Origin of the sequence: Bradyrhizobium genosp. L (assembly GCF_015624485.1) — a bacterium.
Taxonomy (GTDB): Bacteria; Pseudomonadota; Alphaproteobacteria; order Rhizobiales; family Xanthobacteraceae; genus Bradyrhizobium.
The window spans coordinates 7136392-7158641 of the sequence record NZ_CP061378.1 but is presented as its reverse complement, the minus strand read 5'-3'; the positions used below and the strand labels follow the sequence as shown (position 1 = coordinate 7158641).

General features: G+C 66.1%; 17 protein-coding genes. 9 read left to right on the top strand and 8 right to left on the bottom strand.

Translation table 11 applies throughout. The features are described 5' to 3' along the window. The first annotated feature begins 76 nt into the window (after nt 1-76). Together IC762_RS34010 and IC762_RS34005 are read left to right on the top strand one after the other, a co-directional pair. Entirely contained in the window at nt 77-631 is a 555-nt protein-coding gene (locus tag IC762_RS34010) for a flavin reductase family protein (protein WP_195786434.1), read from the top strand. Between the two features lie 359 nt (nt 632-990). Continuing rightward, a complete protein-coding gene (locus IC762_RS34005) occupies nt 991-2940 on the top strand; it encodes a DEAD/DEAH box helicase (protein WP_195786433.1) in 1950 nt (649 codons plus the stop codon). A gap of 249 nt (nt 2941-3189) precedes the next feature. Here IC762_RS34005 and IC762_RS34000 read toward each other — a convergent pair whose 3' ends face one another. Together IC762_RS34000 and IC762_RS33995 are read right to left on the bottom strand one after the other, a co-directional pair. Continuing rightward, nucleotides 3190-5052, bottom strand: a complete 1863-nt coding sequence (locus IC762_RS34000; RefSeq protein WP_195786432.1) for a sigma-54-dependent Fis family transcriptional regulator — start codon at nt 5050-5052, stop codon at nt 3190-3192. A 177-nt stretch (nt 5053-5229) separates the two neighbouring features. Then, nucleotides 5230-6258, bottom strand: coding sequence for a DUF1254 domain-containing protein (locus IC762_RS33995; RefSeq protein ID WP_195786431.1), 1029 nt, complete (start codon nt 6256-6258; stop codon nt 5230-5232). Nucleotides 6259-6364: 106 nt separating this feature from the next. On the opposite strand from IC762_RS33995, the gene IC762_RS33990 reads away from it, so the two are divergent. Then, nucleotides 6365-7252 carry a LysR family transcriptional regulator gene (locus IC762_RS33990; protein ID WP_195786430.1) on the top strand — a complete coding sequence of 296 codons (888 nt, stop codon included), beginning with the start codon at nt 6365-6367 and terminating at the stop codon, nt 7250-7252. 49 nt (nt 7253-7301) lie between these two features. Here IC762_RS33990 and glgX read toward each other — a convergent pair whose 3' ends face one another. Then, nucleotides 7302-9416, bottom strand: coding sequence for a glycogen debranching protein GlgX (glgX, locus tag IC762_RS33985; RefSeq protein ID WP_195786429.1), 2115 nt, complete (start codon nt 9414-9416; stop codon nt 7302-7304). A 332-nt stretch (nt 9417-9748) separates the two neighbouring features. Between glgX and IC762_RS33980 the strand changes: the two genes are divergently transcribed. The 5 genes from IC762_RS33980 to IC762_RS33960 all read left to right on the top strand — a co-directional run bounded on the left by IC762_RS33980 (nt 9749) and on the right by IC762_RS33960 (nt 14874). Then, nucleotides 9749-10543 (top strand): crotonase/enoyl-CoA hydratase family protein, encoded by a 795-nt coding sequence (locus IC762_RS33980; protein WP_195786428.1) that lies wholly within the window; start codon nt 9749-9751, stop codon nt 10541-10543. Then, complete coding sequence (locus IC762_RS33975; RefSeq protein ID WP_195786427.1) at nt 10540-12405, top strand: feruloyl-CoA synthase; 1866 nt, start codon at nt 10540-10542, stop codon at nt 12403-12405. The genes IC762_RS33980 and IC762_RS33975 overlap by 4 nt, the downstream gene beginning before the upstream one ends. Before the next feature lie 20 nt (nt 12406-12425). Further along, a complete protein-coding gene (locus tag IC762_RS33970) occupies nt 12426-13187 on the top strand; it encodes an SDR family NAD(P)-dependent oxidoreductase (protein ID WP_195786426.1) in 762 nt (253 codons plus the stop codon). 31 nt (nt 13188-13218) lie between these two features. After that, nucleotides 13219-13635 (top strand): acyl-CoA thioesterase, encoded by a 417-nt coding sequence (locus IC762_RS33965; protein ID WP_195786425.1) that lies wholly within the window; start codon nt 13219-13221, stop codon nt 13633-13635. Between the two features lie 87 nt (nt 13636-13722). After that, on the top strand, nt 13723-14874 hold the full coding sequence (locus IC762_RS33960) for an ABC transporter substrate-binding protein (protein ID WP_195786424.1): 1152 nt from the start codon (nt 13723-13725) through the stop codon (nt 14872-14874). A 133-nt stretch (nt 14875-15007) separates the two neighbouring features. On the opposite strand, the gene IC762_RS33955 is transcribed toward IC762_RS33960, so the two are convergent. From IC762_RS33955 to IC762_RS33945, 3 genes are read right to left on the bottom strand one after another with little or no spacing between them, the layout of a single operon-like run. Then, complete coding sequence (locus tag IC762_RS33955) at nt 15008-15739, bottom strand: ABC transporter ATP-binding protein (RefSeq protein WP_195786423.1); 732 nt, start codon at nt 15737-15739, stop codon at nt 15008-15010. Further along, on the bottom strand, nt 15736-17505 hold the full coding sequence (locus IC762_RS33950; RefSeq protein ID WP_195786422.1) for a branched-chain amino acid ABC transporter ATP-binding protein/permease: 1770 nt from the start codon (nt 17503-17505) through the stop codon (nt 15736-15738). Before IC762_RS33950 ends, IC762_RS33955 begins: the two co-directional genes overlap by 4 nt. Nucleotides 17506-17508: 3 nt before the next feature. Continuing rightward, a complete protein-coding gene (locus IC762_RS33945; RefSeq protein ID WP_195786421.1) occupies nt 17509-18549 on the bottom strand; it encodes a branched-chain amino acid ABC transporter permease in 1041 nt (346 codons plus the stop codon). 180 nt (nt 18550-18729) lie between these two features. On the opposite strand from IC762_RS33945, the gene IC762_RS33940 reads away from it, so the two are divergent. After that, nucleotides 18730-19248 carry a MarR family winged helix-turn-helix transcriptional regulator gene (locus IC762_RS33940; protein WP_195786420.1) on the top strand — a complete coding sequence of 173 codons (519 nt, stop codon included), beginning with the start codon at nt 18730-18732 and terminating at the stop codon, nt 19246-19248. Nucleotides 19249-19359: 111 nt separating this feature from the next. Here the strand turns inward: IC762_RS33940 and IC762_RS33935 are convergent, their stop codons facing one another. Together IC762_RS33935 and IC762_RS33930 are read right to left on the bottom strand one after the other, a co-directional pair. Further along, nucleotides 19360-20643: a glycerate kinase type-2 family protein gene (locus IC762_RS33935; RefSeq protein ID WP_195786419.1), complete on the bottom strand. Its 1284-nt coding sequence runs from the start codon at nt 20641-20643 to the stop codon at nt 19360-19362. Between the two features lie 238 nt (nt 20644-20881). Continuing rightward, the gene (locus IC762_RS33930; protein WP_195790406.1) at nt 20882-22108 is read right to left on the bottom strand and encodes an ABC transporter substrate-binding protein; all 1227 of its coding nucleotides are present in this window, start codon (nt 22106-22108) and stop codon (nt 20882-20884) included. Between the last annotated feature and the right edge of the window lie 142 nt (nt 22109-22250).

Below are 22250 nucleotides of genomic sequence, written 5' to 3'. Positions count from 1 at the left end.
CAGCGGGGTGCGGGGCTTGCCTCGCACCCGCTGTTCCATATCTTACGGGGAGTTTCTTGCTACCGAGGTTCGCGGAATGACGGTCGACGCACAGAGTTTCAAGCAGGCGATGCGCCATTGCGCCGGCGCGGTCGCGCTGGTGACGGTCGGCAAGGAGCCCGGCAACCGCACCGGCCTGACCGTGACCTCGGCCTGCTCGCTGTCCGACAATCCGCCCTCGGTTTTGGTCTGCGTTAACCGTAACGCCAGCGCCCATGCCCGCATCCTCGAGGAACGGGCCTTCGTCATCAACTTCCTCAACGAGGAGCACGCGCTGCTGGCGCTGACCTTCTCCGGCCAGAAGGGCGTCAATGGCGACGACCGTTTCGGCTTCGGCCGCTGGACCGCCGGCGCCACCGGCGCGCCGGTGCTGGAAGACGCCGTCGCCGCGTTCGATTGCGTGCTGAGCCAGCAGCTCGAGACCAAGACCCATTCGATCTTCATCGGCGAGGTCCAGCATGTCCGCGCCGCCACCACGGTCGATCCCCTGATCTACCTGCGCAGCGGCTTTCAGAGCGTGCGCAACATCCATGATCCGGTCGTCCTCGGCGACCTCGACGCCCGCCGCGTCAGCTGGAACGAGTTTTCGTAGGCTGGACTCTTCACCTCGCCCCGCCTGCGGGGAGAGGTCGCATCGCATCGTAGATGCGATGCGGGTGAGGGGGACTCGCCGCGAGTCCATCTCTCACCAATGCCGCGGAGGCGCCCCGCACCCCAACCCTCTTTCGCATCCGCCTTCGCCCGAAGGCAGGCTTCGGCGGACAAGAGCGCGGGGCGAGGGGGCAAATCTGACCCCGGCGTCGCATTTGCAGCCCGCGGGGCATGGTGATTTGGCCGCGTTTGGCGTAAAGCGGCCGCAATCAATCGTCATGCGCGGGGCCGCGCCCTCTGCCGGACCCCGCGCGTTCACGTCGCGCGGTTCGACGTCCTTCGCCAAACAAGGTTTTTCCCGTGTCATTTTCGACCACAAGCCCGCCGCTCGCCCGGGCGCTTGCCGAGCGCAACTATGATCAGCCGACCCCGGTTCAAACCGCCGTCCTTGCCGACGATGCCGTCGGCCGCGATGTGCTGGTTTCGGCCCAAACCGGCTCCGGCAAGACCGTCGCTTACGGGCTCGCCATGGCCCGCGATATTCTGGGCGAGGCCAAGCGGTTCGAGCGCGCGGCCGCGCCGCTCGCCCTGATCGTCGCACCGACGCGAGAGCTGGCGCTGCAGGTCCACCGCGAGCTCGCCTGGCTCTATCAGCACGCGGATGGACGCGTGGTCTCCTGCGTCGGCGGCATGGATCCGCGGCGCGAGCAGCGCGAGCTTGCCACCGGGGCGCACATCGTGGTCGGGACGCCCGGCCGGTTGTGCGATCATTTGCGCCGCGGCCATCTCGACACCTCGGAACTGAAGGCCGTCGTGCTCGACGAAGCCGACGAGATGCTCAATCTCGGCTTCCGCGAGGACATGGAATTCATCCTGGAGTCGACGCCCGACACCCGCCGCACCCTGCTGTTCTCGGCGACTTTTCCGCGCGGCATCGTCGCGTTGGCGAAGCAGTATCAGCAGGACGCCTTCCGGATCGAGGTCGCGGGCGACGAGGGCGGTCATGCCGATATCGACTACCGCGCCATCCGGATCGCGCCCGCCGATGTCGAGCACGCGGTCGTCAACGTGCTGCGCTTCTTCGAGGCGCCGAGCGCGCTGGTGTTCTGCAACACCCGCGATGCCGTCCGGCATCTGCAGGCGGCGCTGCTGGAGCGCGGCTTCTCCGTCGTCGCGCTGTCAGGCGAATTGACCCAGAACGAACGCACCCAGGCGCTGCAATCCCTGCGCGACGGACGCTCCCGGGTCTGCGTGGCGACCGACGTGGCGGCGCGCGGCATCGATCTGCCGAGCCTCGATCTCGTCATCCATGCCGATCTGCCGAACGACCCGGAAGTGATGCAGCATCGCTCAGGCCGCACCGGCCGCGCCGGTCGCAAGGGTGTCAGCGTTCTGCTGGTGCCGCCGGCACGACGACGGCGCGCGGAGACGCTGCTCGATCTGTCCGGCATCGATGCCGTCTGGGGCACGGCGCCGCAGGCGGACGAGATCCGCAAGCTCGATCACGACCGCATGCTGAAGGATCCGGTGTTCGCGGAGGAGTCGACGGCCGAGGATCAGGTGCTGGCGCAGGCCTTGCTGGCCGAGCGGTCGGTGGAAGAGATCGCCGCGGCGCTGGCGCGGCTCTATCGCGCGCGACTTCCGTCGCCCGAGGACATCATCGATCCCGGCGAGAGCCGCGGCCGGTCGCGTGACGATCGCGGTCGCGACGATGCGCGGCCGTCACGCGGCGACGATCGATCGGAGCGGCCGCGGTCCAAGACCGGAAAGCCATCGGCGCGCCACGGCATGACGGAAGCCAGCGTCTGGTTCCGCGCGTCGATCGGACGACGCAAGAATGCGGAAGCGCGCTGGCTGCTGCCGATGATCTGCCGCCGTGGCGGCATCGACAAGCGCGACCTCGGCGCCATCAAGATCATGGATACCACCACCGAGTTCGAGGTGTCGGAGCGCGTCGCGGCATCCTTCGCCGTCAAGATCCAGCGTCCCGACAAGGAAGACAGCATCCGTATCGAGCCGCTGGCAGATGTGCCGCGAGGTCATCCAGGTTCGGACAAGCGGCCACACGCGCCGCGGCGCGATGCGGATCACGATGCGCGTCGAGATGACAGGCCACGTGAGGCGGCAGGGCCAAAACACCGCGGCAAGCCGCACCGCGACAACGCCGCGAAATTCGGCGGCGAGCCGGCTTCGGGGAAGAAGGACAAGCACCGCAACAAGCCCGACCACGCTGGATCAGCGGTTGGAGTCACCGCGTGGCCGGCGAAAGGCGCGTCTGGAAAGAAGGGCAAGAAGAAGCGCCGCGGCTGATAGAATGTGAATGGATGTTTCACGAGCGGTGCCCAGCATTCATTGTCGTCCCGGCGAAGGCCGGGACCCATAACCACAGGGTTGCGTTGTTGAAGAACGCTGTGGCCACAGCACCGTGTAACGATGACCATCGGTGGTTATGGGTCCCGGCCTTCGCCGGGACGACGCTGGATATACTGTTGTTCAACCACTTATGCCTACGGGTGGCCGTGGCGTGTCGCGAAAACTGCGTAGCCACAACTCGGCGCCTCAGCCGTCCAACCCGATCTTCAACGCCTTGATCTTCCGATACAGCGTCGCGCGGCTGAGCTTGAGTGCCTTCGCCGCCTCCGTCACCCGTCCGCCGCTTGCGCGCAGCGCTTCGGTGATGATCGCGCGCTCGGCTGCGCCGTGACCGGTCTCGGCCGGCCGTCCGACCGGCGGCAGATCGAGATCGGCCGCGGTGATGACGCCGGCTTCCGCGGTGGCTCCGGCGAGGCGCAGCACGTGGCGAAGCTGGCGCATGTTGCCGGGGAAGGGATGTGCCATCAGCGCCGCCCAGGCGTCGGTCGAGATGCGGCAGTGCGCGGCTTCCTCGTCGGCGATGTCTGCGATCAGCTCGCGTCGGTCGGCGCGCTCGCGCAAGGCCGGCAGCCGCACCTCCATGCCGCGCAGCCGATAATAGAGGTCGGCGCGGAAGCTGCCCGTCTCGGCCATCGCGGCGAGGTCGCGATGGGTGGCGCTGATCAGGCGGATGTCGACCGCGACGGGTTTGAGCGCGCCGAGCGGCCAGACCTCGCGATTCTCCAGCACGCGCAACAGTCGTGTCTGCAGCGCCAGCGGCATATCGCCGATCTCGTCCAGGAACAGCGTGCCGCCGCTCGCCTGCACGATCAGCCCCTTCGATCCCTCGCGCCGTGCGCCGGTGAAGGCGCCGGCCTCGTAGCCGAACAGCTCGGCATCGATCAGGCTCTCCGGCATCGCCGCGCAGTTCAGCGCGACATAGTTGTTGGCGGCGCGGTTGCTCGCGGCGTGGATGGCGCGGGCGAACACGTCCTTGCCGGCGCCGGTCTCGCCATGCAGCAGGATCGGCAGATCGAGATTGCCGACCGTCATCAGCCGCTTCACGCCCTTGAGCAGCGCGGGATCGCTTCCGGCAAGCTTGTGCAGGCCGGCGAATTGCCCGGCGGGCTTGTCGCGCGCCGGCGGCGGCGCCGGGCGCGGCGCGCGCGCACGGAGCGGCGGCGCCACGCGGCCGTGCCCGAGCGGGGTGCCGTCGGCGCGGCGCAGCGCGATGCTCTCCTCAGGGGCGCGCGTCGGGCGGTCGTCGAGCTGGATCAGGTGCGACAGGTCGATGCCGCCCTCGATCATCGCGTCGGTCAGGCCGAACACGCCGCGCGCGGTGCGGCAGGCGCCGACCACGCGACGGTCGTCGTCATAGGCCAGCATGCCGTGGCCGTCGCCGGGCAGCGTCGCGATCCAGGAGGAGCGGAACCGCCGGCGGAAGACGCCGCGCTCGATCCGCCGCGTCGCCTCTGACGTGACGGCGAGCGCGAGCTCATGGGCGCCGCGGCCGATATCGCTGCGGCAGGAGGTGATGTTGATGGCGCCGGCGAGGCGGCCGGTATGGTCGAACAGCGGCGACACCGCGCAGGTGAACATGTGCCACTGCTCGCGAAAATGCTCGTCGCGATGCACGATGATCGGCCGCTGCTCGGCAAGCGCGGTGCCGAGCCCGTTGGTGCCCTCGATGGTCTCGGCGAAGTTCGAGCCGGTGTAGATCTTCCATTCCAGGAACATGCGGGCGTAGTCGCCCTCGGGCAGCCGGCTCACCAGCATGGTGGCGTTGGGATCGGCGAGGTTGACGCAATAGCCGGAGTCGCGAAGCACCCGCGCCAGATCCTCCAGCGCGGGCACCGCGATCTGAATCAAATCCTCCATCGGCTCGGCGACGTGGCGGACCTCGGCCTCGGTCAGGGTCTGCGGCGGGCCGCGCCGGGCGGGATCGAGCTTGTGATTGACCAGGCAGCGCCGCCACGACGCCGCAATCCGCGGCTCGGCCTCGACGCCGGCCATCTGATTGGCCGCCGACAACACGCGGGCGACATGATTAGAGGCCGAAAGATTGGCCATCCAGAGGTCTCCACCCTGTATTTTGGGCGAAGTCTGGCACTCGGCGGCTGAATGTCAATTGGCCGGCAGGGAGGGGACGTCATTCGTAGGGCGGATTAGCGAAGCGTAATCCGCCGCCCGGCATGCGGTGCAGAATGGCGGATTACGCTTCGCTAATCCGCCTTACGGGACTGGCCATCAATCCATGGGCTGTGCCTCGGGAAATCTCCAGTGACCGCTGAGCATGTCCGGTCGCGGCTGAAACAGCCGCACGGTGTAATTCCATCCTTGCGTGATCGGCAGGCAGTTCGGGATCTTGCCATCGCAACCGCCGAACTGGACGGTGACCGCGCCATCTGGAGCTTGTCGTGCCGTGATGCTGTTCACGGCATAGGCGTTGGCCGGGTTCGGCTGCAGATACCCGCCGGCGTTGTAAACGGTGAGCGACCAGAAGCCATCGACAGGGATATCCCTGACCGTCAGCCGGTGGACTGTGCGGCCGTCATTGCGGGCCGGCGTGACCGGCAGATACAGCGCGTCCCTTTCGGGATTGCCGCCCCACAGCATGGCGGTCCCGATCAGGTGCTTGACCGGATCGACCTGATGCGCATCGGCGCCGAACATGCGCCTTGTATCGGACACCGTGGCGCCGAGCTGCAACAATGCCGCTTTCACCTTCTGCAGTCCGGCCTCATCCCAGTTCGGGATTTCGAACCTGCCGGGGCTTTCCTGGCTGGACTTGACGGCGTCCTGGAGCGCGTGGACCTGCTGGATTTCGTCGCTGCTCGAAAAATCGACGAGGAAGCGGACCACCGCAATGGCGTAGCGCGTGCCAATCGTCGCCCGGGTCAGGGTGTGGCTGCCTGCGCCGTAATAGACGCCCGTGGTGTATTGATCCTCGTTGACGATCTGCATGGCCATGAAGCGTTTGGCGCCGTCCGGAAGCGCAATCGTCACCGGTCCGGCATCGAGGTCAAAGATCGCGAACGAGTACAGCGTGTCGCGGTTGGGACGCACGATGCCTTGCTGGATCGGAGCGGCAAGCTCGCGGCCATGGCGGAATTTGCCGAAGCCGCCGCCCTTCGCCACGCCGGCGAAATAGACGTCGGTCTGTGCGCGATTGTAGTTTTCGACGGTGACCGGCTGCGCCGGCCGGGTTGCTGTCTGTGCTGACGCGACTGAACCCGCTAGCGCCCATGACATGGCTGCGACGATGCTCGTTCTCATAGGCTCTCCAGATGCGGTGCCCGCCCGCGCGTGACGTAAGCCAGCCAAATCTGGAAATGAATAGCTCGGATTGGCAACAGACCTCTCAGATATGGTAGGATAGCTGATGGACCTCAACGCCGTCAGAATGTTCGTTGCGGTCGGTCAGGCCGGCAGCCTCTCCGCTGCGGCCGTCCGTCTCGGAATTCCGCTGCCGACATTGAGCCGCCGCATCCGCGATCTCGAACGGCAGCTCAAGGTGCAGTTGCTCGTGCGCTCGGTACGCGGCGTCAAGCTCACTGATGCCGGAGCGCGGCTCTACGAGCATGCCGGACGCGGTATCGAGACGCTGCTCGAGGCCGAGCAGGTCGTCGTCAACGACCAGGCCCATCTGAAGGGACGCTTGCGGCTGTCATTGCCGCAAACGTTCGAGCCGTGGTGGGACCTGCTGGCCGCGTTCCAGCGGCGCTACCCGGATATCGAGATTTACCTCTACTCGACCGAGCGTCGTCTGGACCTGATCGAGGACGGCATCGATGTCGCGCTTCGGGTCGGCGCGATCGTTCACGAAGCCATGGTGGCGCGACGCGTGCTGTCGTTCCGCAACATTCTGGTCGCGAGCCCGCAACTGGTGAAGCGGTTTGGCGCGCCGAAGCATCCGGAGGCGCTGCATCGCCTGCCTTGCGCGACATGGGCGTCGCGCATCGACGAGCGGGCACGATGGGAATTGGGCGGACATGCCGTCGAGCCGAAGGCGGTGTTGTCCACCAACGACTACCATCACCTGCGCACCCGCGCGCTCAGTGGTGACGTAGTCACCGAGCTGCCGCCCTTCCTTGCGGCCGCAGCAATTCGTGAGAAGCGTCTGGTGCGCCTGCTGCCGCAGTATCCGCTGCCGGAATGGTCGCTCAATTTGCTCTATCCGCCGCACCGTCACCAATCCACGCTCGTCAGGACCTATCTGGATTTTTGCCAGAGCTATCTCCCGAAGATCGTCCAGGCCTGCGCCGTTTGAGCGGAGTTTCGCAAGGGCGGATTGGCGAAGCGCAATCCGCCCTACAAATCTATTTCACCTCGCCGGCCGTGAAGAGCAGGAACGACCGCCCGGTCACCTGGTAGACGCTACCGAACTCGAAATGCCGGCCGGCTGGCTCCTCCGGCGCGTTGGTGTCCAGCAGCACCGACCAGTGCGGCCCGGCGGTCGTCTCCGGCAGCTTGAAATCGACCTCGCCCCCAAAACTGTTGAGCACGATCAGCACCGTATCGTCCTCGCCGGGCCGTGCGATCGCGGTCTTGCGGGCGCGGCCGTCGAGCAGCATGCCGAAGCATTTGATCCAGCCGGTGGTCCAGTCGGCCTGCGACATCTCAGCGCCCGAGGCGTTGATCCAGACCACGTCGCGGATGTCGAGCTGCGGGTCGCGGTCGCCGGAGAGGAAGCGGCTGCGGCGCAGGATCGGGTAGTCGCGCCGCAGCTTGATCATCCGCTTCGTGAACGCGAGCTGCTTCTCGGCATCGGCGGACAAGTTCCAGTCGAACCAGGAGATCGGATTGTCCTGGCAATAGGCGTTGTTGTTGCCGAGCTGGCTGCGGCCGAACTCGTCGCCGCCGAGCAGCATCGGCGTGCCCTGCGAGGAGAGTAGCGTCGCCAGCATGTTGCGCTTCTGGCGTTCGCGCAACGCGCGGATCTCGGGGTTGTCAGTCGGGCCCTCGGCGCCGCAATTCCAGGAATGGTTGTCCGACGAGCCGTCATTGTTGTTCTCGCCGTTGGCCTCGTTGTGCTTGTTGTCGTGGCTCGCCCAGTCGTTCAGCGTGAAGCCGTCATGGGCGGTGATGAAGTTGACGCTGGCCCAGGTGCGCCTTCCCTCGCGGTTGAACACGTCGTGCGAACCGAGCAGCCGCGGCGCGAGTGCAGCAGGCGTCGCCTCGGCGCGCCAGAAGTCGCGCACCGTGTTGCGGTACTTGTCGTTCCACTCCGCCCAGCCGGGCGGGAAGCCGCCGACCTGGTAGCCGCCGGGGCCGCAATCCCAGGGCTCGGCGATCAGCTTGACGGTCGAGAGCAGCGGGTCCTGGTTCATGGCTTTGAGAAAGCCGCTCTGCTCGTCGAAGCCGTAGACCTCGCGCGCCAGGATCGTGCCGAGGTCGAAGCGGAAGCCGTCGACATGCATGTGCCCGGCCCAGTAGCGGAGGCTGTCCATCACCATCTGGATCACCCGCGGGTGCGACAGGTTGACGGTGTTGCCGGTGCCGGTGTCGTTGATGTAGTAGCGGCGCTTGTCCGGCAGCAGGCGATAATAGCTCGCATTGTCGATGCCCTTGAACGACAGCGTCGGCCCGCGCTCATTGCCTTCGGCGGTGTGGTTGTAGACGACGTCGAGGATCACTTCGAGGCCTGCGCCATGCAGCCGCGCCACCATCTCCTTGAACTCGCGCAGGCTGTTGGCGACGTCGGCGGCGTAGCGCGGATCCGGCGCGAAGAAGCCGATCGTGTTGTAGCCCCAGTAGTTCACCAGCTTCTTGTCCAGGAGATTGCTGTCGTTGATGAAGGAATGCACCGGCAGCAGCTCGACCGAGGTGATGCCGAGTGCCTTCAGATAGTCGATCGGTGCGGGCGCGCCGAAGCCGGCATAGGTGCCGCGCAGATTTTCCGGCACGCCGGGGTGCTGCTTGGTGAAGCCCTTGACGTGGGTCTCGTAGACGACCGTCTCATCCCAATGGGCTTCCTGCCGCTGCGGCTCCTGGGTCCAGTCGAAATTCGGATCGACCACCACGCATTTCGGCATGAACGGCGCGCTGTCGCGCTCGTCGTAGGTGAGGTCGTCGCCGCTCTCCATCTTGTAGCCGAACACCGCCGGATTCCACGTCAGCGCACCGGCATGCGCCCTCGCATAGGGATCGAGCAGCAGCTTGTTCGGATTGAAGCGGTGGCCGCCTTCGGGCTGGTAGGGGCCGTAAACCCGATAGCCGTAAAATGTCCCCGGCTGCACGCCGTTGATGAAGCCGTGAAACACCTGGTCGGTATATTCCGGCAGCTCGAAGCGATGCGTCTCGCGCTCGCCATCGAACAGGCAGACCTCGACCTTGGTGGCGTTGGCGGAAAACACCGCAAAATTGGTGCCGTTGCCGCTCCAATGGGCACCCAGCGGATAGGGCAGCCCTTCCTCGATGACAAAATCGGACATCGCAAACCCCCAGCCGTAAATTCAACCTGCAACAAACGCCGCAGTGCGGGAAACGTTGCATGGGTGATGTTAGCGGCAATGACGCGTGGTCTGTGTGACGAACCAGCCGCGCCACACGCTGGCCGTCGTCCCGGCGAAGGCCGGGACCCATAACCACCGAAGGTCATTGTTGCGCAACGCTGGGCCCCAGCTCACTTCAACAACACAACCCTGTGGTTATGGGTCCCGGCCTGCGCCGGGACGACGCGGGGAGAAATCCATGTGCGATCCTTGTTGACTCCACCATCAATAGTTATAAAACATAACTATTCTGAACAGGAAGCAATAACACGATGGGAAACGCTGCCGCCGCGGGGGACGCCGCACTGCTCACGATCGAGACGCGAGGTGCGGTGCTGACCGTGGGGCTCAACCGTCCCGCCAAGCGCAATGCGCTGAACGACGGCATCATCCTGGCGCTGCGGGATTGCTTTTCCGCCATTCCCGACGAGGTCGGCGCGGTCGTGCTGCACGGCATCGGCGATCATTTTTCCTCCGGCCTCGACCTCTCCGAACTGACCGAGCGCGACGCCACCGAGGGCCTCGTCCATTCGCAGATGTGGCACCGGGTGTTCGACCGCGTGCAGTATTGCCGGGTGCCTGTCATCGCCGCGCTGAAGGGCGCCGTGATCGGCGGCGGGCTCGAGCTTGCCTGTTCCGCGCATATCCGCGTCGCCGAGCCGTCGGCCTACTTCGCGCTGCCCGAGGGCCAGCGCGGCATTTTCGTCGGTGGCGGCGGATCGGTGCGGCTGCCGCGCCTGATCGGCGTGCCCCGGATGATGGACATGATGCTGACCGGCCGGGTCTATTCGGCGACCGAAGGCGCCGCCTACGGCTTCTCGCAATATCTGACCGAAGACGGCGGCGCGCAGGCCAAGGCGCTGGAGCTTGCCGAACGCGTCGCGGCCAACGCTGCCCTGACCAACTTCGCGGTGCTGCAGGCGCTGCCGATGATCGCCGAGGCCAATCCGCAAACCGGCCTGTTGATGGAATCGCTGATGGCGACGGTGGCGCAGAGCGACAAGGAAGCCAAGAAGCGGATTCGCGCCTTCCTCGATCGCAAGACTGCCAAGGTGAAGCCGACATGAGTGCCGTGCCGTCCACATCGTCAGCGCATCCGCTCCGTCCGATCTCATTCGGCAATCCCGACGTCACGGTCGAGCGCCGTGACGACGGCACCATCTATCTCCGCCCGAAGGCAAAGCTCGCCGACTATCCCGTCCGCCTCACCGATCGCCTGCATCACTGGGCGAAAGCTGCGCCCCATCGCGTGTTCATGGCCGAGCGCGCCGCAGGCGGCGGCTGGCGGCAAATCACCTACGCGCAATTGCTGCAGACCACGCGGCGGATCGCCTCGGCGCTGATCGCGCGCGGGTTGTCGGCGGAGCGGCCGCTCGTGATCCTGTCGGGCAATTCGATCGACCATGCGCTGATGGCGTTCGGCGCGTTCTATGCGGGAATCCCGTTCTGCCCGGTGTCGCCGGCCTATTCGCTGGTGTCACGCGACTACGGCAAGCTCGCTTTCGTGATCAAGCTGCTGACGCCGGGCCTGGTCTTCGTCGACGACGCCGACAAATTTGCCGACGCGCTGCTTGCCAATGTCGCTGAAGGCGTCGAGATCGCCGCAAGCCGCGGCGCGTTGCCGGGCCGCGCCGTGACGCCGCTCGCCGACCTCCTGGTCGCGCCGGAAGATCCGCGTCTCGACACCATCAATGACGGCATCGGCCCGGACACGATCGCAAAATTCCTGCTGACCTCGGGCTCGACCGGCAATCCCAAGGCCGTCATCAACACCCAGCGCATGATCTGCGCCAACCAGGTGATGCTGCGCGAGACGCTGGCCTTCCTGAAGGACGAGCCGCCTGTCATCGTCGACTGGCTGCCCTGGAATCACACCTTCGGCGGCAACCACAATATCGGGCTGACGCTCTACAACGGCGGTTCGATGTATCTCGACGAGGGCAAGCCGATGCCCGGCGGCATCGAGGAGACCGTGCGAAACCTTAGAGATATCTCGCCGACGGTCTATTTCAACGTGCCCAAGGGCTATGAAGCGCTCTTGCCGTACTTGCGCGACGATTCCGGCCTGCGGGCGAAATTCTTCGACCGCCTGCATGCGATGTTCTTTTCCGGCGCCGCGCTGTCGCCGTTCATCTGGAACAGCCTCGATGAGCTCGCGATCCGCGAGAAGGGCTACCGTGTCCCGATGTTGACCGGTCTCGGCGCCACCGAGACCTCGCCGTTCTTCATGTCGGTACGCCCCGATACCAGCCGCTCCGGCCATGTCGGGCTTCCGGTCTCGGGCAACGACGCCAAGCTGTTGCCGAACAACGGCAAGCTCGAGGTTCGCGCCAAGGGCCCGAACGTCACGCCGGGCTATTGGCGCCAGCCGGAGCTGACCGCCAAGGCGTTCGACGAGGAAGGCTTCTACAAGTTCGGCGATGCACTGAAGCCGGCCGTTGCAGATGATCTCGACGCCGGGTTCGATTTCGACGGCCGCATCGCCGAGGATTTCAAGCTCGCCAGCGGCACCTGGGTCAGCGTCGGCCCGTTGCGGGCACGCTTCGTCGGCAGCTGTGCGCCGCTGGTGCGCGATGTCGTGATCGCCGGCCTCAACCGCGACGCGCTGGCAGCGATCGTGATCCTCGATCTCGACGGCTGCCGCCTGATCAACCCGAAGCTTGCCGCCAACGACATCGCCGCGGCCGCGGCCGATCCGGCCGTGCGCGCGGCCTTCCGCGAGCGCTTTGCGCGGATCCATGCCGGCGCCACCGGCTCGTCGAACCGCATCAGCCGTGCGGTCCTGCTCGACACGGCGCTGTCGATCGATCGCGGCGAAGTCACCGACAAGGGCTCGATCAACCAGCGCGCCGTGCTGGAGCATCGCGCCGCATTGGTCGAGACGCTCTACGCTGCCGCGCCGCCGGCACATGTGATCACACTGGATTGAATGTCGCACAGGGGAACGCCATGCATTTGAAGGACCAGGCCGCCATCGTCACCGGAGGCGCTTCGGGATTGGGCGCCGCCACCGCGCGCCGTCTCGCCGCACAAGGAGCAAAGGTCGCGGTCTGCGACCTCAACGCCAAGCTCGCCGAGAGCGTCGCGGCCGAGATCGGCGGCACCCCGCTGGTCTGCGACGTCGCCGATGCGGCGGCGGCCGAGGCCGCGGTGGCGCAGGCCGCCAAGGCGCACGGCCCGGCGCGCGTGCTGGTGAATTGCGCCGGCATCGGTGTCGCCAAGCGGGTGATCGGCCGCGAAGGGCCGATGGCGCTGGCCGATTTCGACAAGGTGATCCGGATCAACCTGATCGGCTCGTTCAACATGCTGCGGCTTGCGACCGCCGAAATGGCGAAGCTCGAGCCGCAGGCGACCGGCGAACGCGGCGTCGTGATCTGCACAGCGTCGGTCGCCGCCTATGACGGCCAGATCGGGCAGGCGGCCTATTCGGCCTCCAAGGGCGGCATCGTCGGCATGACGCTGCCGATCGCGCGCGAGCTCGCGCAGTTCGGCATCCGCGTGCTGACCATCGCGCCCGGCCTGTTCATGACGCCGCTGCTCGCCGGCCTGCCGCAGGAGGCGCAGGATTCGCTCGCCGCCGCGATCCCGTTCCCGCGCCGTCTCGGCCAGGCCGACGAGTTCGCCTCGCTGGCGCTGCACATGATCGACAATCCCTATCTGAACGGCGAAGTGGTGCGGCTCGATGCCGCGCTCCGGATGGCGCCGAAATAAGCAAGATCGGCAATTCTGATCGAGGTGAATCATGTTCGTTCATCGGCGCGACGTGCAGATCCAGTGGGGTGATTGCGACCCCGCCAACATCGTCTACTACCCGCGCTACTTCGCGATGTTCGACGATTCCACCTCGATCATGTTCGAAGCCGCCGGCTTCTCGAAGCAGGACATCGTCCACAAATATGGCCTGGTCGGCATTCCCATGGTCGACACGCGGGCGAAATTCCATATCCCGTCGACCCATGGCGACTGGATTGCCATCGAGACCGGGATCACCAGTATCAAGCGCTCGAGCTTCGAGGTGGAGCACCGCGTGTTCAAGGCCGAGCGGCTCGCGATCGAGGCGTTCGAGACCAGGGTCCTGGTCGGCCGCCACCCCGACGACCCCGACAGGCTGAAATCGGCGCCGTTTCCGCAAGAGATGATCGACCGCTTCATGGGTTAACCAGAGGGACCCATGACCTAAAGAAGGGGCTGAATTGGCCCGCAAAATCGGTTTAAACCCCAAAAACTTATACGCAGGGAGGAATCAATGAAGAAGGCCACGCTCGCCGCCACGGCGCTCGCAGCGATTTTTGCGCTCGCAGGCTCGCCGTCGCAGGCGCAGACCAATGAAATCACCATCGGCATCTCGATCTCGACCACGGGCCCGGCCGCGGCGCTCGGCATTCCCGAACGCAACGCGCTCGATTTCGTGCCGAAGGAGATCGGCGGCGTGCCGCTGAAGCTGATCGTGCTCGACGACGGCGGCGATCCGACCGCTGCGACCACCAATGCGCGGCGCTTCGTCACGGAGTCCAAGGCCGACATCATCATGGGCTCCTGCACCACGCCGCCGTCGATCGCGGTGTCGACCGTCGCCAACGAGGCCGGCATCCCGCATCTCGGGCTGGCGCCATTCCCGATCAACGACGCGCGCGCAAAATGGTCGGTCGACCTGCCGCAGTCGATCCCGATCATGGGCAAGGTGCTGTACGAGCACATGAAGGCGCACAACATCAAGACCGTCGGCTACATCGGCTACTCCGATTCCTACGGCGATCTCTGGGTCAACGACTTCAAGGCGCAGGCGGTGCCGATGGGCCTGACCATGACCGACGAGGAGCGTTTTGCGCGTCCCGACACCTCGGTCGCGGGCCAGGTGCTGAAGCTCGTGGCCGCCAATCCGGACGCCATCCTGATCGGCGCCTCCGGCACCGCCGCAGCGCTGCCGCAGACCGCGCTGCGCGAGCGCGGCTACAAGGGCCTGATCTATCAGACCCACGGCGCCGCCAGCATGGACTTCATCCGCATCGCCGGCGCGGCCGCCGAGGGCGTCATCATGTCGGCAGGCCCGGTGATGTCGCCGGAGACGCAGGCCGACAGCGCGCTGACCAAGAAGCCCGGCCTCGCGCTGAACACCGCCTATGAAGCCAAATACGGCCCCAACAGCCGCAGCCAGTTCGCCGGCCACTCCTACGACGCCTTCCTGGTGCTCAGCCGGGTCATCCCGGTGGCGCTGAAGACCGCGAAACCCGGCACGCCGGAATTCCGCGAGGCGATCCGCCAGGCCTTCATCTCCGAGAAGGAAATCGTCGCCACCCAGGGCGTCTACAATTGGACCGAAAAGGACCGCTACGGTCTCGACGACCGCTCGCGCATCCTCCTGACGGTGAAGGACGGCAAGTACGTCCCGGCGATGTGAGCTCCCGCGTAGGGTGGGCAAAGCTTCGTAGGGTGGGCAAAGCGAAGCGTGCCCACCACCACGAGCACAGCGTTGAAGGTGGGCACGGCGCAAAGGCGCCTTTGCCCACCCTACGGCACCTACGCACCACGCGCTAAATCGCGCTCTCGCCCTCGTGCTGGAAGCCGAGATAGCTCGCCGCCACGCCCTTGTTGGCGGCGATGTCCTTGGCCGCGCCCGACAGCACGAACTCACCGAGCTCCATCACATAGGCGCGGTCGGCGATCTTGAGTGCGGCCTGGGCGTTCTGCTCGACGAGGAGCACCGAGACGCCGGCCGCGCGGAGTTCGCCGACGATGCGGAAGATGTCGGCGACGATGATCGGCGCAAGGCCGAGGCTCGGCTCGTCAAGCATCAAGAGCTTCGGCGCGCCCATCAGCGCGCGGCCCATCGCCAGCATCTGCTGCTCGCCGCCTGACAGCGTGCCGGCGAGCTGCTTGCGCCGCTCCTTCAGCCGCGGAAATAGCGTGTAGACCCGCTCCATCGAGGTCGCCGCGACAGCCTTCGCAATGCGGAAGGCACCAAGCTCGAGATTGTCCTCGACATTCATGGTGCCGAACAATTCGCGATGCTCCGGCACCAGGCTGAGGCCGGCCGCGACGCGGTCCTCGATGTCGAGCGGTGCCAAATCGGTGCCGGCGAAGGAGGTGCGGCCCTTCAGCGGCAGCACGCCCATGATGGCGTTGAGCAGCGTGGTCTTGCCGGCGCCATTGGCGCCGATGATGGTGACGATCTCGTTCGCGCCGACATCGAGCGAGACGCCGCGCACGGCCTCAACCTTGCCATAGGAGATGTGGACGTCGGTGACCGACAGCAGCGCGCTCATGCCGCGGCTCCGAGATAGGCCTTGATCACATCGGGGTTGCGCTTGATCGCGGCCGGCGTACCCTCGGCGATCTTGGTGCCGAAATCGAGCACCACGATGCGGTCGGCGAGGTCCATCACAAAACCCATGTCGTGCTCGACCAGGAGCACCGACATGCCGCCGTCGCGGAGTTGCCGCAGCAGTGCGGCGAGCCGCTGCTTCTCCATGTGGCGCAGGCCGGCGGCCGGCTCGTCGAGCAGCAGCAGCATCGGGTCTACGCACAGCGCGCGGGCGATCTCGACGATGCGTTGCTGGCCCAGTGAAAGAGAACCTGCGAGCTGGTCGATCTGATCGGACAGGCCGACGCGTTCGATCTGGCGGGCAGCTTCGGCCAGCAGCCTGGCCTCATCGGCGCGGTCGAGCCGGAGCATGCTGGCGATCGGACCCGACGAGCCGCGCAGATGGGCCCCGATCGCGACATTCTCGAGCACGGTCATGTCGGGCACCAGCTTGACGTGCTGGAAGGTCCTGGAGACGCCGAGCTTGACCACCTCCTGCGGTGGCGCGTTCGCGACCTCCTTGCCGAGCACCGAGATCTTGCCGCTGGTGGCGGCCAGCACGCCGGTGATCAGGTTGAAGGTCGTGCTCTTGCCGGCGCCGTTCGGGCCGATCAGCGCCACGATCTCGCGCGCATTGACGTCGAACGAGACGTCGTTGACGGCGGTCACGCCGCCGAACTGTTTTCGCGCGCGCTCGATGTGCAGCAGCACCGGGGATGATCCGACCGCCCGCGCCGGATGTTCGAGCTTGAGCGTCGTGTCAGGCGTCTTGCGGGCGGGCTTGAGCGGCAGCAGCGACATCAGCCAGGGCCAGACGCCCGATGGCGCGAGCTGTAGCAGCAGCACCAGCATGATGCCGAACACGATGGTCTCGAGCTGGCTCTGGCCGCCGAAGATGTAGGGGAGATAGCTCTGCAGCACCTCCTTCAGCACCACGACGATGCCGGCGCCGAGCACCGCACCCCAGACATAACCGGCGCCGCCGACCACGGCGATGAACAGATATTCGATGCCGGCCTGCGCGCCGAACGGCGTCGGATTGGCGGCGCGCTGGAAGTGCGCATAGAGCCAGCCGGACAGCCCGGCCAGCACTGCCGCATAGATGAACACCAGCAGCTTGGCGCGCGGCGTCTGCACCCCGAACGCTTCAGCGGCAATGTGTCCGCGCCGCAGCGCGCGGATGGCGCGGCCGGTGCGGGAGTCCAGCAGGTTCATGGTGAGCAGCGCCGAGACCAGCACGCCGACCCAGATCGCGTAATAGATCGCATCCGGGCTCAGCATCTTGAACGAGCCGATCGCGAGCGGCGGAATGCCGGAAATGCCGTCGTTGCGGCCGAGGAATTCGAGCTTGCTGAACAGGTAGAACAGGCCGATGCCCCAGGCGATGGTGCCGAGCGGCAGATAGTGCCCCGACAGCCGCACTGTGACGATGCCGAGCACCACGGCGGCGATGCCGCTGACCAGCAGCGATGCGGGCAATGTCAGCCAGGGCGAGACGCCATAGGCGGTGGTCAGCACCGCCGTGGTGTAGGCACCGAAGCCGCAGAACGCCGCCTGGCCGAACGAGGTCAGGCCGCCGACGCCGGTGAGCAGCACCAGCCCCATCGCGACCAGGGCGGCGAGGCCGATATTGTCGAGCAGCACGATCCAGAACGGCGGCACTTCAGGCACCAGCGGGATCACCGCCATCACGAGCGCGAAGAGGATGAGAGGAAGCCGCTGCGTCATCGCTCAGTCCTTCTCTTCCTCGACCTGGGGCGCCGCGAGCGAGCGCAGCACCAGCACGGGGATGATCAGGAAGAACACGATGACTTCCTTGAAATTGCTGGCATAGAACGACGAGAACGCCTCGACGATGCCGACCAGGATGGCCGCGACCGCGGTCAGGGGATAGCTGACGAGGCCGCCGATGATGGCGGCGATGAATCCCTTCAGGCCGATCAGGAAGCCGGTGTCGTAATAGAGCGTCGTGATCGGCACGATCAGGATGCCGGAGATCGCACCGATCACGGAAGCGAGCAGGAACGCGATCTGGCCCGACAATGTGGTGCGGATGCCGACCAGGCGGGCGCCGAGGCGGTTGACGGCGGTGGCGCGCAGCGCCTTTCCGGTCTTGGTGTAGCCGAAGAACAGCCACAGCCCGGCGATGAAGCCGACCGTGAGCGCGTACACCGCAAGGCTCTGGCCGGTGAAGCGCAGCGGGCCCGCGTTCACACCGGCATTCGACAGTGCGGGGCCGCGCAGGCCTTCGGCGCCGAAGAACACGAGGCCAAGGCCCTGCAGCGCCAGGTGACAGCCGACCGAGGCGATCAGCAGCACCAGCACCGAGGTGTGTGCGATCGGCTGGAACGCGATGCGATACAGGAACAGCCCGATCGCCGCCACGATCAACAGCGCCAGCGCGATGTTGACCGCGATCGGCGTTTTGGGACCGACCAGCGCGTAGGTGAGGCCGAGCAGCGCGACGGGGAAGGCGATGTTGAGCGCAGCGGAGCGCATGACAAGCTGTGCGCGCAACGCCTTGCGGGCGAAGAACAGGTCGAGGGCGAAGGCGACGAGGCCCATCGCGACGGCGAGCCGCACCGTGCCCGGCACCTGCCCGGTCGCCAGCATGGCGTAGCTCAGCGCACCATAGGTGACGAATTCGCCCTGCGGGATCAGGATCACCCGCGTCACCGCGAACACCAGCACCAGGGCGAGCCCAAGCAGTGCGTAGATCGCGCCATTGGTGATGCCGTCCTGCAGCAGGAACAGCATGATCGTCGTGTTCAAGGCCGAGCGCTCCCCCTTAAGCGTCGGACCGCCGCCACCGGTTGTGATGGTCGGGCTGGCCGATACCGGCTGTTGAAAGCTGCCGATATTTGATATAGTGGATAACAATTATCGAATATAATCTCAAGGTCCCCAAAAGTCGTGTGGGGATTCTTCTACCGGGATTGCGAGCCTGGAGCGATGCCTGTTTCCAAAACCGCCTCCGATGCTATCCGCTCCTCGCGCGCCGTGCGCCGGGAACCGATCGATCCTGCCGGGGACGACAGCATGCTGCAACTGGGCGAACTGTCCGGATTGCTCGGCTATTCGTTGAAGCGCGCGCAGCTCAAGGTGTTCGAGGATTTCCTGCGCTGCGTCGCGCCGTTGCAGCTGACGCCGGCGCAGTTCTCGGTGCTGCTCTTGCTCGACAAGAATCCCGGCCGCAACCAGACCGAGATCGCCAACACGCTCGGCATCCTCCGGCCGAACTTCGTCGCGATGCTCGACGCGCTGGAGAGCCGCGATCTGTGCGCGCGGATGCGCTCCACCAACGACCGCCGCTCGCACATCCTGGTGCTGACCGACAAGGGCCGCGCGGTGCTGGCGCGCGCCAAGAAGCTGGTCGCGACCAAGCACGAAGCACGGCTGATCGAGGTGCTCGGCCCCGCCAATCACGCCGCGCTGCTCGAGATGCTGGCGAAGCTCGCGCAGGAGTTTTAACTTTTCGTCATTCCGGGGCGCGCCGCTTGGCGCGAGCCCGGAATCCATACTCACGATCGTGGTTATGGATTCCGGGCTCGTCGCTTTGCGCCGCCCCGGAATGACGGCCAACTAATCCGCCAGAATCACCCTGACATCGTTGACATTCGTCAGCGTCGGTCCCGTCAGCAACAAATCGCCGATCTGTGCGAAGAACCCGGTCGCGTCGTTGTTCGCGAGATAAGCCTTCGGATCCAGCCCCAGCGTCTTCATCTTCGCAAACGTCGCCGCATCGATGATGGCCCCGGCCGGATCGGTCGCGCTGCCGGCGCCGCCGTCAGCGCCGTCGGTGTCGGCAGCGAGCGCCGAGATATCGGGCGTGTCCTTCAGGATATCCGCGAGTGCCAGCGCGTATTCCTGGTTGGGGCCGCCGCGACCGTTGCCGCGGACGGTCACGGTGAGCTCGCCGCCGGAGATGATCGCCACGCGCTTGCCCTCGCTGCGGGCCTTCAGCGCCAGCCGCGCATGGTCGGCGGCGACCTCGCGGGCCTCGCCTTCGAGATCCGCGCCGAGTGCGATCGTCTCGTAGCCGGCATCCTGTGCGACCTTCACCGCGGCGTCGATCGAGGCCGCTGGCTTCGCCAGCAGTGCGAACGTCGCGTGCGCGAAAGCGGGATCGCCGGGCTTGCAGCTCTCGTTGCCGGGATCGTCGAGCGCGCGGCGGACGGCGTCGTCGATCGCGAGATTGTATCTGGCGACCAGCGCGCGGGCGTCCGCGAGCGTGGTGGGGTCGGGCACGGTCGGCCCGGAGGCGATCGCGGAGGGATCGTCATGGGGCACGTCTGAGATCGCGAGCGTGACGATCTCCGCGGCGTGCTGGCCGGCGCGGGCGAGCCGGCCACCCTTGATGCGGGAGAGATGTTTTCGGACGACATTCATCTCGCCGATCGGTGCGCCCGAGCGCAACAGAGCGCGGTTGAGCTGCTGTTTCTGCGCAAAGCTCACCCCCTCGACCGGCGCGATCCAGTTCGCCGAGCCGCCGCCGGTCAAGAGCACCAGCAGCAGATCGTCAGACGTCGCCTCGGCGGCGAGCCGCAGCGTGTCGTCGGCGGCACGCAGGCCGGCTTCGTCGGGCACGGGGTGGCCGGCCTCGACCACCTTGATGCGCCGGGTCGGTACGCCGTGGCCGTGGCGGGTGGTGGCGATGCCGACCAGACGCGGCGGGTCGAGGCCGAGCGCGTCGAGATAGTGCCGCTCCGCCGCCGCGGCCATCGCGCCGGCGCCCTTGCCAGCCGAGAGGCAGATCACCCGTCCCTTCGGCACCGGCGGCAGCCGCGACGCCAGCACGACGTCGGGATGCGCGGCAGCGACCGCGGCATCGAAGATCGAGCGCAGCAGGGGACGTCGGTCGGTCATGGTGATACTCACGGAAGCAGGGGCCTGACGAGGCCGGATTGCGAGTTCCTTTTGCTCTCCCGCTTGCGGGAGGGCGAGGCGTGCTCGCACGATTTCGGAATAATGGAAGGCTACCCCTGAGTTGCCCGACGTGTCAAGTTGCCCGTGCCGAACGGGGCGCCGGCACCTTTGCATGGGGTTGTTTTTCGATATTTTGGCGGAGCGCCCCTGCGACGGCAAGCTGTCAGCCCACGAACTCCTAATTTCCGCCAGCCTCGCCGCTGATGACATCGCCGAACAGTTGCCAGCGTTCGCCCTTGAACTGCATCAGTTGCAGCTGCTCGATCGGTTGGAAGTCGTCGGGTCCGGTCGACAGCGTCACGCCGGGCAGCAGGCCGCCTTGCGGGAACTGCCTCAGGCTCGCCGCCTGCTTCATCACGTTGGCGCGGGTCAGGTCGTCGCCGCAGCGGCGCAGCACCTCGACCATCGTGGTCGCCATGTTGTAGCCGGTCATCGCCGAGGAATCGACGCGGTTGGTGTCGGGCATGTATTTGGCGAGCAGCTCGTCGAACGCCTTCATGCCGGCATCGTCCTTCCACTGCGGATCGCTGGCGTCCTTGGCGTAGGCCGCCGAGATCACGCCCTGTGCGTTGTCGAGCCCGGCTGGCCGCATCACGGTGGCGGTCGAGGCCGAGACGTTGGAGACGATGGTCACCGGCTTCCAGTTCATCTCGCCGACCTTCTTGATCGCCTGCGCACCGAATTTCGGCGTGGTGAAGAAGATGATGACGTCGGGGTTGGCGGATTTCAGCCGCACCACATGCGAATCGATGGTGGGTTCGGCGACCTCGTAGCTTTCCTTGGCGACGATACGCGACGGCTCGCCGGCAAAGCCGTCCTCAAGGCCCTTGAGATAGTCCTTGCCCATGTCGTCGTTCTGGTAGAGCACCGCGACCTTGGTGGCCGGCTTCTCCTTGAGCAGGTATTTCGCGTAGATCCGCGACTCGCTCTGGTAGCTGGGCAGCCAGCCCATGGTCCACGGAAAGGTCTTCGGATCGTTCCACTTGGTGGCGCCGGTCGCGACGAACAGCTGCGGCACCTTCTTGGCGTTGAGATATTTCTGGATCGCGGTGTTGGAGGCAGTGCCGAGCGTGCCGAACAGAAACAGCACCTCGTCGCTCTCGACCAGCTTGCGCGCCTGCTCGACCGCCTTGGGCGGCGAATAGGCGTCGTCATAGGAGATGAAATTGATCTTGCGCCCGTTGATGCCGCCGTCGTCGTTCACCTTCTTGAACACCGCGGCCATCGCCTTGCCGACCACGCCATAGGCCGAGGCCGGGCCGCTATAGGGGACGATGTTGCCGATCTTGATCTCGGTGTCGCTGGCGCCGGTGTCGTATTTCTTCTGCGCGAATGCGGCGCCGCTGCTCGTCGCCGCGATGGCGAGGCCGAGCAGGATGGTTGCGGCGCGATGTCGGATCGGCATGGACACTTGGATGTCTCCTGTTCGTGTGCGTCTCGCAGGGAGGCGCCGGCGTCTTGTCGGCTCCGCCGCCTTGGTCGCGAAACTAGGACGAATCATCATCCAGCGGCAAAGCAAAACCCCCTGCAACAATGTCGCAGGGGGC

What these genes read in the sequence shown, in the direction of transcription:
- IC762_RS34010 (WP_195786434.1), top strand. Translation starts at nt 77, where the DNA reads ATGACGGTCGACGCACAGAGTTTCAAGCAGGCGATGCGCCATTGCGCC.
- IC762_RS34000 (WP_195786432.1), bottom strand. Translation starts at nt 5,052, where the DNA reads ATGGCCAATCTTTCGGCCTCTAATCATGTCGCCCGCGTGTTGTCGGCG.
- IC762_RS33995 (WP_195786431.1), bottom strand. Translation starts at nt 6,258, where the DNA reads ATGAGAACGAGCATCGTCGCAGCCATGTCATGGGCGCTAGCGGGTTCA.
- IC762_RS33990 (WP_195786430.1), top strand. Translation starts at nt 6,365, where the DNA reads ATGGACCTCAACGCCGTCAGAATGTTCGTTGCGGTCGGTCAGGCCGGC.
- glgX (WP_195786429.1), bottom strand. Translation starts at nt 9,416, where the DNA reads ATGTCCGATTTTGTCATCGAGGAAGGGCTGCCCTATCCGCTGGGTGCC.
- IC762_RS33980 (WP_195786428.1), top strand. Translation starts at nt 9,749, where the DNA reads ATGGGAAACGCTGCCGCCGCGGGGGACGCCGCACTGCTCACGATCGAG.
- IC762_RS33975 (WP_195786427.1), top strand. Translation starts at nt 10,540, where the DNA reads ATGAGTGCCGTGCCGTCCACATCGTCAGCGCATCCGCTCCGTCCGATC.
- IC762_RS33970 (WP_195786426.1), top strand. Translation starts at nt 12,426, where the DNA reads ATGCATTTGAAGGACCAGGCCGCCATCGTCACCGGAGGCGCTTCGGGA.
- IC762_RS33965 (WP_195786425.1), top strand. Translation starts at nt 13,219, where the DNA reads ATGTTCGTTCATCGGCGCGACGTGCAGATCCAGTGGGGTGATTGCGAC.
- IC762_RS33960 (WP_195786424.1), top strand. Translation starts at nt 13,723, where the DNA reads ATGAAGAAGGCCACGCTCGCCGCCACGGCGCTCGCAGCGATTTTTGCG.
- IC762_RS33955 (WP_195786423.1), bottom strand. Translation starts at nt 15,739, where the DNA reads ATGAGCGCGCTGCTGTCGGTCACCGACGTCCACATCTCCTATGGCAAG.
- IC762_RS33950 (WP_195786422.1), bottom strand. Translation starts at nt 17,505, where the DNA reads ATGACGCAGCGGCTTCCTCTCATCCTCTTCGCGCTCGTGATGGCGGTG.
- IC762_RS33940 (WP_195786420.1), top strand. Translation starts at nt 18,730, where the DNA reads ATGCCTGTTTCCAAAACCGCCTCCGATGCTATCCGCTCCTCGCGCGCC.
- IC762_RS33935 (WP_195786419.1), bottom strand. Translation starts at nt 20,643, where the DNA reads ATGACCGACCGACGTCCCCTGCTGCGCTCGATCTTCGATGCCGCGGTC.
- IC762_RS33930 (WP_195790406.1), bottom strand. Translation starts at nt 22,108, where the DNA reads ATGCCGATCCGACATCGCGCCGCAACCATCCTGCTCGGCCTCGCCATC.